Source organism: Bacteroides zoogleoformans (assembly GCF_002998435.1).
Taxonomy (GTDB): Bacteria; Bacteroidota; Bacteroidia; order Bacteroidales; family Bacteroidaceae; genus Bacteroides; species Bacteroides zoogleoformans.
Genome location: NZ_CP027231.1, coordinates 1207456 through 1221232 on the forward strand (window position 1 = coordinate 1207456; position 13777 = coordinate 1221232).

Annotated in this window: 10 protein-coding genes and 1 pseudogene; 5 read left to right on the forward strand and 6 right to left on the reverse strand. The window is 47.6% G+C overall.

Annotation, left to right across the window (positions count from 1 at the left end):
- Positions 1 to 26 precede the first annotated feature (26 nt).
- From C4H11_RS05070 to C4H11_RS05080, 3 genes are all read right to left on the reverse strand, one after another.
- Complete coding sequence (locus tag C4H11_RS05070; RefSeq protein WP_106043150.1) at positions 27 to 1811, reverse strand: RagB/SusD family nutrient uptake outer membrane protein; 1785 nt, start codon at positions 1809 to 1811, stop codon at positions 27 to 29.
- Between the two features lie 18 nt (positions 1812 to 1829).
- Positions 1830 to 4901: a SusC/RagA family TonB-linked outer membrane protein gene (locus C4H11_RS05075; protein WP_106040727.1), complete on the reverse strand. Its 3072-nt coding sequence runs from the start codon at positions 4899 to 4901 to the stop codon at positions 1830 to 1832.
- 500 nt (positions 4902 to 5401) lie between these two features.
- Entirely contained in the window at positions 5402 to 6682 is a 1281-nt protein-coding gene (locus tag C4H11_RS05080; RefSeq protein WP_106040728.1) for an IS1380 family transposase, read from the reverse strand.
- Between the two features lie 149 nt (positions 6683 to 6831).
- On the opposite strand from C4H11_RS05080, the gene C4H11_RS05085 reads away from it, so the two are divergent.
- Genes C4H11_RS05085 through C4H11_RS05100 form a run of 4 tightly spaced genes read left to right on the forward strand, consistent with a single transcriptional unit; the run spans position 6832 to position 10829 of the window.
- Positions 6832 to 8355 (forward strand): hypothetical protein, encoded by a 1524-nt coding sequence (locus C4H11_RS05085; RefSeq protein ID WP_129588282.1) that lies wholly within the window; start codon positions 6832 to 6834, stop codon positions 8353 to 8355.
- A gap of 8 nt (positions 8356 to 8363) precedes the next feature.
- Positions 8364 to 9047: a hypothetical protein gene (locus C4H11_RS05090; RefSeq protein WP_129588283.1), complete on the forward strand. Its 684-nt coding sequence runs from the start codon at positions 8364 to 8366 to the stop codon at positions 9045 to 9047.
- 22 nt (positions 9048 to 9069) lie between these two features.
- Positions 9070 to 9480 (forward strand): hypothetical protein, encoded by a 411-nt coding sequence (locus C4H11_RS05095; RefSeq protein WP_106040731.1) that lies wholly within the window; start codon positions 9070 to 9072, stop codon positions 9478 to 9480.
- An 11-nt stretch (positions 9481 to 9491) separates the two neighbouring features.
- A complete protein-coding gene (locus C4H11_RS05100; protein WP_106040732.1) occupies positions 9492 to 10829 on the forward strand; it encodes a hypothetical protein in 1338 nt (445 codons plus the stop codon).
- Positions 10830 to 10832: 3 nt separating this feature from the next.
- Here C4H11_RS05100 and C4H11_RS05105 read toward each other — a convergent pair.
- Positions 10833 to 11837, reverse strand: a pseudogene (locus tag C4H11_RS05105) (relaxase/mobilization nuclease domain-containing protein).
- A 269-nt stretch (positions 11838 to 12106) separates the two neighbouring features.
- Here C4H11_RS05105 and C4H11_RS05110 point away from each other — a divergent pair.
- Positions 12107 to 12307 (forward strand): hypothetical protein, encoded by a 201-nt coding sequence (locus tag C4H11_RS05110; RefSeq protein ID WP_106040733.1) that lies wholly within the window; start codon positions 12107 to 12109, stop codon positions 12305 to 12307.
- A 30-nt stretch (positions 12308 to 12337) separates the two neighbouring features.
- Here the strand turns inward: C4H11_RS05110 and C4H11_RS05115 are convergent, their stop codons facing one another.
- Complete coding sequence (locus tag C4H11_RS05115; RefSeq protein ID WP_106040734.1) at positions 12338 to 12520, reverse strand: hypothetical protein; 183 nt, start codon at positions 12518 to 12520, stop codon at positions 12338 to 12340.
- A 279-nt stretch (positions 12521 to 12799) separates the two neighbouring features.
- Complete coding sequence (locus tag C4H11_RS05120) at positions 12800 to 13660, reverse strand: patatin-like phospholipase family protein (RefSeq protein WP_106040735.1); 861 nt, start codon at positions 13658 to 13660, stop codon at positions 12800 to 12802.
- Positions 13661 to 13777 lie beyond the last annotated feature (117 nt).

Sequence of the window (13777 nt, forward strand, 5' to 3'; positions counted from 1 at the left end):
ATTACGAACTATCTTTTCAAATATTATCAGTTGAACGGAGCATAACCCGGATTCTGCACATATTTGCCTCCTGAAAAACCATACTGATTGTTCGGCACAGGATAATATTCGTCTTTTCCTCCAGAGAAATGCGCATGGGCATAATAAATACGTTTATCTGCTTCCATTGCGATATATTTATTCATGACGGTTTCCGCTATTCCCCAACGAACCAAGTCAAAAAAGCGTTCTCCCTCCAGGGCTTTTTCAAGACGCACCTCACGACGCAGAGCCTGACGGGCATACTCCTGATTCCAGCCATCGGAAGGATAAGGATTCACAAGATAATTGGCCGCATTTTTGCTGCGGTCGTTGAAGTCCTTCACATATACACTGTTACGGGCACGATTACGAATCTGATTAATCAACCCACGTGCAACTTCAAGACCGTCGCCTTCATTGAGTTCAATAAGCGCCTCGGCCTTCCAGAGAAGAATATCCGCATAACGTATGATTTGCCAGTTCAATTGCGAAGCACCCCAAGGCCAACCGTTAAACATATCGCTGCTCTCGGGAGAAACCCAGAAACGCTTAATGCAATTGTAGCAATAGGTCTCTTTGTCGCGCACCCATCCTTCGCACGGCTTTTCAGAATATGTTTTCCACGTGATATTGGGACGTCCTACCACAAAATCAAGACGCGGGTCGACATTGGGTGTAGTATTCTCCAGCGTATAAACACCATTATTCAACACAGCCCGGCTATAATCGGCTTTCGATTGATAATTAAAATCAGGCAAACCCGCCTCATCCGTCTGATAAGCGTTAATCAGGTCTTGGCTGGGCAAGAAGAAACCGTCGCCGCCATAAGGGCTGCCCCCGCCCGGAGAATTCAACAAATTACTCCAATTGATGCGGCCGGCGCTCTCAGTCCCATCATTCATGGAATACTGAATGGCAAAAACAGACTCCTTACCATTTTCATTCGCAACAAGATCCAACCCTTGAAAATCTTCAAGCAGACCGTAACGGTTGCCGGCTGTGACCCGATCGCAAAGCGATACCACCTCTTTCAATAAATCTCTATTGATGGAAGTTACGGCATGCGAAGCCTCATCCTGTTGATAGGCTCGATACAGTTTTATCTTGGCCGCATACGCCAAAGCGACATATTTATGAATACATCCCGCCTCGGGCTGTGTCTCGGGGAGCTGCTCCGCAGCATCGAGCATCTCTTCGGCCAACTTACCCAAAATCTCGTCACGGGTAAACTCATTGTTCGGAATATCGGGATAACGGGTAATCTCGACGTTCTCATCAAAATAAGGAATCTTATTGAAAAGACGGCTCAACTCAAAATAATAATGGGCACGAAGCACTTTCATCTCGGCGATGCGGGACGCGCGGCCCTTCACTTGTTCATCCGTCGCACTGTTCAATACACGCAAAGCAGAGTTACAACGTTGCACACTGCAATACAGATGATACCATTTACTATCCAAGAATCCATTGGTTGCATCCATATCGAATGTTTCCATGCGATGCACCTCATTAAGGTCGCCTACACCGCCGCCCCCCTTATATGCGTTATCCGAACGCACTTCACCATAAGTCCAGTTGGAAGTAGGATGACACCACACGCTCCAGCTTTGTCCCTCCGGACCGCCCAAAGCGGCATACGCAGCATTCACCAGCAAATCGGCTCCTCTCGTGGAAGTCATAATCGTTTCATTCAAGCTGCCTTGAGGCTTCAAGTCCAAGAAGCTGTCTTCATTGCAGCTTACATTCATCAGCGTTACAGCGCCAAGTATATATACATATTTCAATTTCATAATCATACGTTTTAAAGTTTAGAAACCAAAGGATAAACCCAAAGAGAATGTACGAGGCAAAGGATAAGGATAGCCCAATCCTTCCGGGTCGGCACCCGTATAACCGGTGATGGTAAACAAGTTCTGCCCTTGAACATAAACACGTGCATGCCGCAGTTTCATCTTATCAAGAATCGCTTTTGGGAATGTGTATCCCAGTGTAAGACTTTTCAGTCTGATATACGAGCCATTCTCGATATAAAACTGAGAAACCTCGTGCTCGTTATTACTGTTAAGAGTGGTAAGAGCAGGCGTATCGCTATTGTAGATGCCGCTTTTCTCAAAATGTTCGTAGGCATGCATGGCGTCGAGCAGGCGGGTAGAGTGATTGCCCGTCCAGCATTGGAACAAGTCCGTATAATATTTGGAGTTATTATAAGCATCACGAATCATCCCGTTGAAAAACATGCCGAGGTCGAAGCCTTTCCACGACGCTCCAAGATTCAAACCGGCAATAATCTTCGGATTATCAGAGCCCAACCACACCCGGTCGTTCGTATCAATCTTATTGTCTTTATTCGCATCCACATACTTGATACGTCCTATGCCGGGAGCACCGAACTGCACATCATATTTGCTTTTATACTCATCCACCTCCTGCTGCGTACGGAATACGCCATCGGTCTTGAAACCCATCCACGAACCAAAAGGCTGGCCCACCAACGTTTTGTCGATACCATTGCCTCCACCATAAGTGTAATAAATCTCTTCTGTCAAATCCGTGACTTCATTCTTGTAATACGAAAAATTAAATGCCGCGTTATACTGGAAATCTTTAACCTTATCATTCCACGTCAAAGCCATCTCAAAACCCTTGTTACTCATCGTACCGCCGTTATACCAGCAATAACCGCCTTCGCCGATGACGGCGATATAAGGTTTCTCGACAAGCATGTCACTCGTCTTCTTATCAAAATAATCGAGAGAAGCGCCTAAACGCCCGTTCAGGAAAGCGGCATCCACACCGATATTGAACTGCCGTGTACTCTCCCATTTCAAATCGGGATTCGTAGACCGTACTTTATATCCCCCGGGAGCAAGCGTCGTGCCATCACCGGTCATGTTATAACTTGCATCTTTCAAGCTGATCAGGTATTTGGTATAAGGAGCTTCGTTGTCGATGATATCATTGCCGTTGATACCCCACGAAGCGCGCAGTTTCAAATCCGCCAACCAATTGGCGGTCGATGCCATAAATTCCTCGCCCGAAATACGCCAACCGGCCGATACCGAAGGGAAATAGTCTGCATTATTGCCTTTTGCCAGACGCGAAGAAGCGTCACGACGCAGCGTAACAGAAGCCAGATAACGTCCCTCATAGTCATAGTTTGCCTTACCGAAGTAGGAAACCATGCCATAATTGGAGGCACCGGCGCCCACATTCTTGCCGGCAGTGACACCGCTAAGATAGAGATAATCTTCATTCTCCACAGCCAACCCCGTACCATAGCCGAACATGGATTCCGAATGATTCTTTTTGGCTTCCGCACCAAGAAGTACAGTAAGATTGTTTTTGCCGAAGGTCTTGTTATAAGTAGCGGTATTTGTCCACACCCAGTCCAATTTTTTATGAGACGATTGAGTCAGTTTGTTGACGGCATCACGTGCCCATACAGGCTCAAAGTTCTTGTTGGTTTCATCATAAAAGTTCATACCGAAATTCGTTCGCAGCACCAAATCCTTAATCGGCTCTATTTCAAGGAAAGCATTACCGAAGATACGCCAATATCCATGCTTATTCCGTTTCTCGTTCTCAAGAAGCCGAGCCATATTGGGAGCATCGCCCAAAACATCATTAATGGCATCGTTATAGTTGCCGTCTTCATCATAAACGGTTTTAGCAGGATGCTGCTTGATGGCATTTTCGTCTATACCACCCGGACTTAACGTTTGTGTCCAACGGTTGATGGCCACGTTCTCGCCGATACGCAGACGATTGTCAAGATAATGATAGTTGGAGCTTATACGGGTATTGATGCGTTGGAAATCGGTATTCCTTACCAAACCTTCATGGTCGAGGTAGTTCAACGCTAATGAGAAAGAACCATTATCAGAACCTTTAGAGAGAGTAGCGCTGTAGTTTTGCATTAAAGCAGTATGATAAACCACATCACGCCAGTTGGTATCAACCGCATGCACTTTAACTCCATTCAACCCGATGTAGTCTTGAAGTTGCGGCGTGGCACCATTACCGTATATCTCACTGCTTGGTGTGGCGCCATTATTGGCATACTTATAGGCCGCCCAATAAACCTGCCCCCATTCGTCGGCATTCAACATATCAAACCCGCTCTGATAGGTCTGCAAAGTCAGCGACATATCAAAATCCACACGGGTTTCACCTTGTTTGGCACGTTTGGTCGTAATGATGATGACACCGTTGGCCGCCTGCGCACCGTATATGGAGGCAGAAGCCGCATCTTTCAGAACCTGAATGGATTCCACATCATTGGAAGAGAGAATGGATGAGATGTTCTCACGGGTCATCACACCATCAATCACGTACAAAGGGGAGTTGGCATCACCACGGAAAGACGACTTTCCGCGAACCAAAGTAGAGGTATTACCTCCTCCCGGAGTACCGTCTGTGGTGATGTTCATACCGGCCACACGCCCCTGCAAACTCGACAGCACGTTTCCGGTAGGTATATCCGCTACGTCTTTCATCTTTACTACGGCCACCGAGCCCGTCAGGCTGGCCTTTTTCTCGGCCATATAGCCGGTCACCACGACTTCATCAATCAATTGAGAGTCTTCTACCAACTCGACACGCAAGGTGGGTTGAGCCTTCACCGTGATTGTTTTATATCCGATATAAGATACCGACAGCATGGCACCCGAGGCCACAGTCAAGGTGAAATTTCCATCAATATCCGTAATTGTTCCATTGTTATTGGAACCTACTTCAATGACAGAAGCGCCTATAACGGTTTCTCCCGTCGATTTCTCGACCACAGTACCTTTTACTTGAATTTGTTGGGCAAAAGATCCAATGCCCGCAAAGAGCAGCACAATGATTGTGCAAATCCTGAGACTGATGCATTTTAACATACTTATTAGTTTAAAGTTTATAATGTATTCCCTTCAACTCAATTCATCAATCGAGTTTTATGTCTGCAAAAATAGAGCTAAGCCTTTCTCGGACATATAACAAATGTAACGAATGATAGCACTTTTGATACTTCCTACTCCGTAAGGCGTTGTGAAGGCATTTTGGGAAATAAAAAAGCCTTTGTGATACTGTTCTTTATATCCGGATACAGCTTAAGGAAACAGTTCCAAGTTTGATAGGAAACCGCCCTTGCTGCCTGAAGTGACCGGATATATGGAATGGCTGTGGGCTGTGTACACGGGATAAGGCGGATGTATTAGAGAAAGCGATGCGGTATATATCCTTAAATTAGCAGACAAAGTCTTTTCGTATATTCTTTAGATTTTTATCGTGCGCATACGTATATCTGCACGATAAAAATCCAAAGACGTTCAAATTAGGACACGACGCCCCTTTCCCCATTGGGGATTGGAATTCAAAAGCCACGAAAAAAATGGATCTATCCAAAAGAAAGTTTGTCATACGGCATGCCGGTATACAAATTCAGCCACCAGCTTCTTGCCGTCCTTGTCCATTTGGCGCATACGGCGGTAAAGTGGAAGACAAACTTCTTGATTCTTGACGTAGGCGATAAGCTGGTGAATACGGATGACACAGCTCTTATGAAATACGAGAAGAAATTCATGCAGAAGGCTGTCAGTATCATGTACACGGTGTTCTCTTTCAAGAAGGAGCATGGCAGATGCTTCCATCCGAAGTCATTGTTGAGACGGTCGAAGTCGCGCTCTCTCGCCCCACGCTTGTTGTACGTTTCGATAACGTTCTTCTCTTCACTGTCCCAGTCATTGGTTATGATGCAGCGGTAGGTGTACCTGTCACCGAAAAGATCAGGTGTACTGTCCTTTTCCTTTGTCCGTTGCACTACAATGCGGTAATGGGAATCCTCCATGAACTGTGTTGACATAACCGAGGCCACTTCCGTTTCCTGCGAGCCTATCTCAACACGCTTCCATTCACGTATATCTTGTATACGGCTGTACATTGACGCACTGTGTATGGCCCGTATGTAGAATATGCGGCAGTTGCCGTCAACAGTCCTTATGATATCCTCCGAATAGGAGCCGCAATCGGCACGGAAGATGCCTATGTGCAAGCCGTATGAATGAAGCAGCTTGAAAGCCCTTGACAGTGTGTCAGCCTGATGGAACTTGACGGGTGTGTTGCCGTCACGGTTTTCGATGTACGCAATGATGCCATCTATTGAGACGACACCAGGGAAATAGCCGTAAGCTTGCTTGTACGAATACTTCGCATCGGCTTTTTCCGTCTTGACGAAAACATGGTCGAAATCCACGTTGACAGTCTGGCCGTATTTGAACAGTCCCATCTTCATGTTGAGTTTCATCAGAAGGTCATTGAGTCTTGGGTTGGTATTGAATCTGAACACATTGCCTGACGAAGACTTGTATTCCATGTCTTCATGGGAGAGTTCCTTTATGGCACGCCCGATTGTGTGGCTCGTCGGTATCCGGATTTCAGGTGATTCCCGCAGGTGGCACTCGCTTCTGTTGACATCTTCCACGCAGTCACCGCCACAATGAAACACGTCAGACATGGCTGACATTATCTCGTCCCACTGGTAGCCGTTGTAGGTAGAACTGCGAACACCAAGAGTGCCGTTGATGACTTTGTCAAGTGAAAGCGCATAAAAAGCCTTGCTTGCGCAATAAATTCCTCCAAAAGGAGTGATTTTCTCAGATTTTATGTTTACCTTTGCCACATGTCAGATATTCTTTATTTGAGTTTTAAGCAACACTAAGGTAAGTGAATTTCCTGACATATGCAAGCATTGGGTAATTTATTGTTATCCAAAGACTTGCTTTCTTGTAAAATTATAAGTCTGCTAATTTAAGGTAATATATGACGAAAATGAAGAGATTCGCATTGGCAACCCTGTGTTTTGCTGCTATGAGCTTTGCAGGATGTACCGACAAGAGTGACAATCCCGTTGTCGATGATGATGTTGACATCGTGGTTATGCCGCTACCTGAAACCGACCAGATGGACCAGACTACAGCTCAACGAGTGACCATCTTGGGGTCTGGCTTCAGTCAGGTGGCAGAGGCTTTCATCCGCAGAGTAGAGCATCCGATGACAAGCATCACAGACGAGACGGATGCCATCTTGATAAAGGGAAGTGACATCAACGTACTTGCTAACGATGATAGTGTGGCACCCGACATAATGGAGGCCATTCGACAAGGGAAGAAACTCATCATCGACCAACCCACCGTCAGACAGATGCGCACGGCAGCATGGCTTGTGTTCTTCCAGACATATCCGGCAGAGAGCAACGATGAGTATGTTCATATAGACACGGGAGGGGAGGAACACGAGGACCATGTGTGCTACGACATGATTGCAATTGACGCAGACGGCAACATTTACACGTTGAATGACATCTTCGACGAAGATGATGGCGAGCCAGAACAGGAACTGACACCCTACCTGAACGGACTCCATGCCGACCCTTTGGCAGCTTGGCTCAACGAACAGGCAGAGGGCAATAATGCCATGTCGGCAAGAGCCGCTACCCGTGGCGCATCGGGCGATCTGGCATCGAAAATGACGGCACAGAACGTCACACGTTCCTACACACTGAAGCCATCGAATGGGTATGAGTCAAGGCTAACGAACCGCTCCTGTGTGTTCACCATCTCGACAAACATCTGGGCGGCCTACAAATACGATGAGGATGCCGACTACTATCTCATAGAGCAGACCGTGCTGGGCAACAGCAGTAACTTCTGGATAGGCAGTTGGAAAGGCGGGAATTGGAACTATCAGGGATTCTTCCTGTCGAGGGAAATTGTGAGCAACACCCTGCGCAAAGACAGCCATGGCACACTGCTGAAGAACAGTGAAGGGGCGGTTCTGATAGACTACTCGCCAACCAGCACGACAGGACAGCACTCCACGACCGTTGAGGAGAGCTGGAATCTGTCTGGCTCTGTGGGAGTGTCTGGCTCTGGTGTCGAGGGTGTGCTGTCTGGTGGCGTGGGTGGCAGCATCAGCAACACCTATACCACGGAGGACATGACCATCACGGCACTCTCGATGAACGACGACAACTGCCTGAACAACGCCGCCTGGCAGTACGACATCAATACCAACAACTACGATTTCAGCGGCTGGAGTGGTTATTCGTTCCGTACACCTCCCATACTTGGAACCAACGCCTTCAAGTCGGCACAATGCTGGCTGTGGAAGGTGGAACACCCCAAGAACTATGGAGACATCATCCTGCATGTGTTTCTGGGCTTCGACCACTCGTTCAACAGCTATCGCAACAAGACTTTCAGCAGCTACAGCGAGAATGGGAATTTCTTCAACGGCTGGTATAAGCAGGACATCATTATTCGTCCACCATATCGTGAGACTATCAGCAAATGAAGGGGTATATGAAGAAGTACAAGGATTGGATAGGAGGCTTCCTCAGCAACCTTCTCGCCACCGTGCTGGGCATCGTGCTGACATTCGGCACGACTTGGTGGATTGAGCGGAGCCGACAGGTAGATGCTGCGGAGGAGACGGTGGAGCGTTGCCTTGCCAATATGGAGCGGCGTGGTGAAAGCTTGGAGGGTCTTGTGAAGATGATGATAAGCCAAGACTCCATTTTGCAAGTTGTCACCTCGCGCTGGCCTGATGTCTCTGACGACACGCTCAGCTTGTTCAAGGACGTGTTCGGCTCAACCAATTTCACGCTCCATGACCACTCCGCCGAAAGCGTGTTCAAGGGCAGTTATGAGAATGCGCACATATTGGGCCGTTTCGCCGAAAACCTCGGATTCGGCTTCGAGTATCTTGATTGGATGGAGCAGAGATGCCAGCACGTTGAGGACTTGCGGCAGGAAACATTACGCCAAATCCTGACTGACCCACGTTTTAGCAGCACCCAGACCGACAGGGAGAAGGTCCGGCTGATGCTCGATATGCCCGAAGTGCGCTACTTTATCTTGCAGCATGGCGGCTGGGCCAACTCGTTGGAAAAGAGCTTGCCAGTATATCAAGAAAAACTTCTCCCGTTCCTGCACAAGTTGTGGAATGGCGAGGTTGAAGATACAGAAATAGATTTCAGCATATAACAATTTAAACAACACTTCGATTATGAAAAAGAATCTCATGACGCTTGCAGCCGTCCTCCTTGCTGCAATGATTACAACCACTGTGTTCACGGCCTGCGGCAGTGATGATGACGATGACACACAATACATCGTCAGTTACACCGCCGACGGTAATCTTACATCATCCTCAACGTCGCTCAACATGGATGCCTTGCTGATTATTCCAGGATTCAACTCGGCCATTTCGTCGGCACTCGGAGGAAGCACGTATGTCATCTCATCGAACACTACGGAGAAAGACGCTGCCGTGAAGAGTGCCTGCGATGCCTATTACTCGACAGCCAAGGCAAGCTACAATGCCACTGGCCAGGTGACCATCACCAAGACCATCCTGAAAACGGGAGACAGCAGTTACAACCAGACCTCTACACTGGCCACCTACACATTTGAATAGAGATTGCGGTCATGAAGCAAATAGCATTACTATTCCTCCTCTCGGTTGCAGCCATAGTCTCTGCAAAGCCGGGCGACAACGCTGCAACAGGAAAGGGCGACACCATACAGTTACCCACCTACAAGGGTGCCTATCCGTATGATGTCATCACATTCAAACCCTTTCTGATGACCGTTGGCCCAAACTACGTGACGGGTGCTCCGTCGTGGGATGGCAAGGGACTGCACGTTGGCGTACAGTCTGGCGGCTACGAGCTGACTTCCGATGTCGTGGAGCGTGACTTTGTGGCTCCAGAGTCGTCCTCGTTGGTCTTTCAGGCCATCGACATGTATGGCGACACCGCCATGAGCGTGACAACGAAAGCCGTGCAGGAATATTTCACCGACCTGCAGGACTTCGGGCTGGCGTGGGGACAAAACAAAGATGCCTTAATCCTTGGCAGCACCATAATGCGCGGGGGCAGCTATCAGATAAATCTCTCCGTCGTCCCCGACATCTTTATTTTGACAGACACCATGGACGTGAAGGACGAGGCGGGCATTCGCATTGCCCCATTCGAAAGCAAGCTGGGCATGGACGTGGACTTTCTTGCACATATCACAACGGGCTATCCCTACAACCCCGACACGCTGACGGGCAATGAGACACTCCGATGGGTGGTGTCGCGGATGAACAGCGATTCCACTTACACCACAATCCTTGAGGGCAACAAAAAACTGCGCCTCAAAGATACGGCAAAGCCGCTCTTGGCAGGACTCGACTCGATGGCCTTTAGGCTGGAGAAGCCCAGAGTGGGACGCTATAAGATAGACTTCACGTCCGACTTCCCCGCAGCCAACATCACTACGGCCTTTGACGTGCAGGACACACTCAGAGCCACCTTCAAGCTCGACCGTGACACCTACGTTTACGATAAGGACAGCACGGCACTGCTCCATGTGGCGATGGACTACAAGTACCCCCACATTGCCGCAACAAAGGATTATCCTGTGCCTACCATCCGCATCTTTGCCGAACTGAACGACTCCAAGGACTCGCTCATCATCAGCAGTGACACGCTTGCCGTAAAAGACCTGAATTACACTGGCGACTGGAGGGTCAGATATAAGCCTGTTGCCAAAGGGAATAGCACTGATACACAATATCTACGGTTAATCGTTGATTTTAACGGTGGCGTGCAATGCACCGATTCGCTTCCCATGCGATTCTCAAGCACAACAGAGATAAGTGCTGTAAAGACAAAGAGCGAAGAAACTTCCGCTTGTTCATATAATTTGAGCGGCCAGAAAGTATCGACAAACTACAAAGGCATCGTGATTCGGCGTGGGAGGAAGTACCTGAACAGATAGCATTTATAGAAAGAAACAACAACCGCAGGGCAATAAGATTCCTGCGGTTGTTGCGTTATAGCCTTGGCCTGCGTCGCTTCTTACGCTGCATCCGTCGGCGAAACTCTTCTTCTGTAGGGTCGAGGCGGGATTGGTCGTGTCGAACAATCCTAAAGAGGGCACTACAATAGATGCCTCAGAACGGCAAGCAGATTCTGACACTGTCTCTTGTCTGGACTGCTCGTTGTGGCTAATCGTATTCTGATAAACCTGTTTCTTCCGTTCTTTTTCTGCATTCGTATTGAGTTTGGACAGCACAAATTGGAACGTCGGTCCGCGTCTGATTTGTGATGCTTTGAAATTCCTGCCGTCCTTGGTGAAGCGCATCCCTTGAGCGTCATTCAAGTCGCGACTGCCGCTTTTGCGCATGACAAGTTCCAGCTTGACACCATCTTGGGCAAGTCGCTGATTGAACTCTTTCAGCGATGTACAAGTCATTAGAGCCTTGCCGACAACGTGATATATCTCATATTTCGTCCTCTCCGCTCCCCTTAACCGCCTAGTTTTAGTCTTTGCCTTGCCTGTTCCGTAGGTCAGTCCGCACTTGTCTTTAAGCCGTTTCGTTACCTTTTCGTTTCGCCTAAAATCGTTTTGGTCGGTGATAGTTTTGCCGTGATAGTCAATGCGGTTATAGACCAGATGGCAGTGGGGATTGTCGTTGTCGTGATGTCGGACAAGGAGAAACTGAGTGTCCTTGATACCCATCATCTCCATGTATTCAAGGGCAATCTTGGTCATCATCTAATCGGTCAGTTTGTCCTTGTCCTCTGGTTTGAAGCTAAGAGCGATGTGGCCTACTGGCTTTGAAATCCTTGTGTTCATCTGTCGCTGAAACTCGAAGCTCTCCGTGATGCTGTCCACTGAGCCGATCAACACACCATCGGAGGCGAGGATGGTTGCGCCCTCCTTGCCTGTCACATACTGCACACATCCACGAAAGGATGCCGCCTTCATTATCTTGCCTATCATCTTCTCTCTCCTTGGTGGTTTTGTCTATACTTCCTGATGATGTCGCTCATGTTGTTCAGAACGGCATCCAGTTTTATCGATACCTTAAATTAGCAGACAAAGTCTTTTCGTATATTCTTTAGATTTTTATCGTGCGCATACGTATATCTGCACGATAAAAATCCAAAGACGTTCAAATTAGGACACGACGCCCCTTTCCCCATTGGGGATTGAGATTCAAAAGCCTCGAAAAAAAATGGGTCTATCCAAAAGAAAGTTTGTCATACGGCATGCCGGTATACAAATTCAGCCACCAGCTTCTTGCCGTCCTTGTCCATTTGGCGCATACGGTGGTAAAGTGGAAGACAAACTTCTTGACTCTTGACGTAGGCGATAAGCTGGTGAATACGGATGACACTGCTCTTATGAAATACGAGAAGAAATTCATGCAGAAGGCTGTCAGTATCATGTACACGGTGTTCTCTTTCTAGAAGGAGCATGGCAGATGCTTCCATCCGAAGTCATTGTTGAGACGGTCGAAGTCGCACTCTCTCGTCCCACTGGTAGCCGTTGTAGGTAGAACTGCGGACACCAAGAGTGCCGTTGATGACTTTGTCAAGTGAAAGCGCATAAAAAGCCTTGCTTGCGTAATATATTCCTCCGAAAGGAGTGATTTTCTCAGATTTTATGTTTGCCTTTGCCATATGTCAGATATTCTTTATTTGAGTTTTTGCAGCACTAAGGTAGTGAATTTCCTGACACATGCAAGCATTGGATAATTTATTGTTATCCAATGACTTGCTTTCTTGTAAAATTATAAGTCTGCTAATTTAAGGTATATAGAAAAACGGTGCGATGCACGGAGAAAAGTTGTTCGGTACACGTATATTCCTTTGTTCGCACCGCGCGAATATAAAAACGCAGTGCGCGAACAGACAAACGCACCGTGCGAACAAGTGTTCGCAAGGCGGAAACAAAGATTCCTAATAGTGCGATTCAAACTCAAACTCCTCCGCGCACCGGTATCCTTCTTCATAAAGGTCTGTCAACTTTCTGATATTGCGTTCTATGCGGTTTACTTCTATCGGATTACGCGGACGTATCACAGTGATTTCTCCGGCTTCCTCCATCTGCTCCACCAAGTCCAGTTGCTCGTTGTAGACCACACTGCGGCGGTTGATGGCTTCGCGAAGCTGCGGATACCTCTTATATATAAATGGAGGAACTTTCGTCCCTTTAACCTCTTTACGATAACCACGATTGCGCGTCAGCACCACCACATTGTTGGTGAAGCCATCATGCCGGGCACGCATCACCGGAATGCTGTCGACAATACCACCATCGAGCATCGGGATGTTGTCCACATAGGTTATGGGGCAGACAAAAGGCAGGCTGCTCGAAGCCCTTACAATATCTATGAGACGTTCTTTACACTGCTTTTCCTCGAAATAGTTGGCCTCGCCCGTCGTGCAATTGGTGGTCACCATGACAAAACGCTCCGGACAACGGAAATAGGCCTCATAATCATAAGGCAGTATATGCTCGGGAAACTCCTGAAACAGCAGATCGAAATCCATGATATTGCGTTTCTTCAACAGATGCCTCAACCCTATGTACTTGTACTTCTCCAGCAAATCGATGTTGCTGTATTTGGCACGTCCGCGCTGACCGGACATATAAGAAAGCCCGTTGCAGGCTCCTGCACTGACACCGATGGCATAGGGAAAGCGAATGCCACGGTCCATAAAACTGTCGAGGACACCACAAGTGAAGACACCGCGCATGCCTCCGCCTTCTAATACAAGTCCGCTTTGCGAGGTGAGAGATATAGCGTGCCGATTCATATTATAAAAAACAGATTAATTGTTATTTAAATGTCATTTTGCGCCTCAAAGATAAACTTTGTTCATAATATTCTAATTATATTTGTGCCATCAAACTAATTATTCATATATTAATTA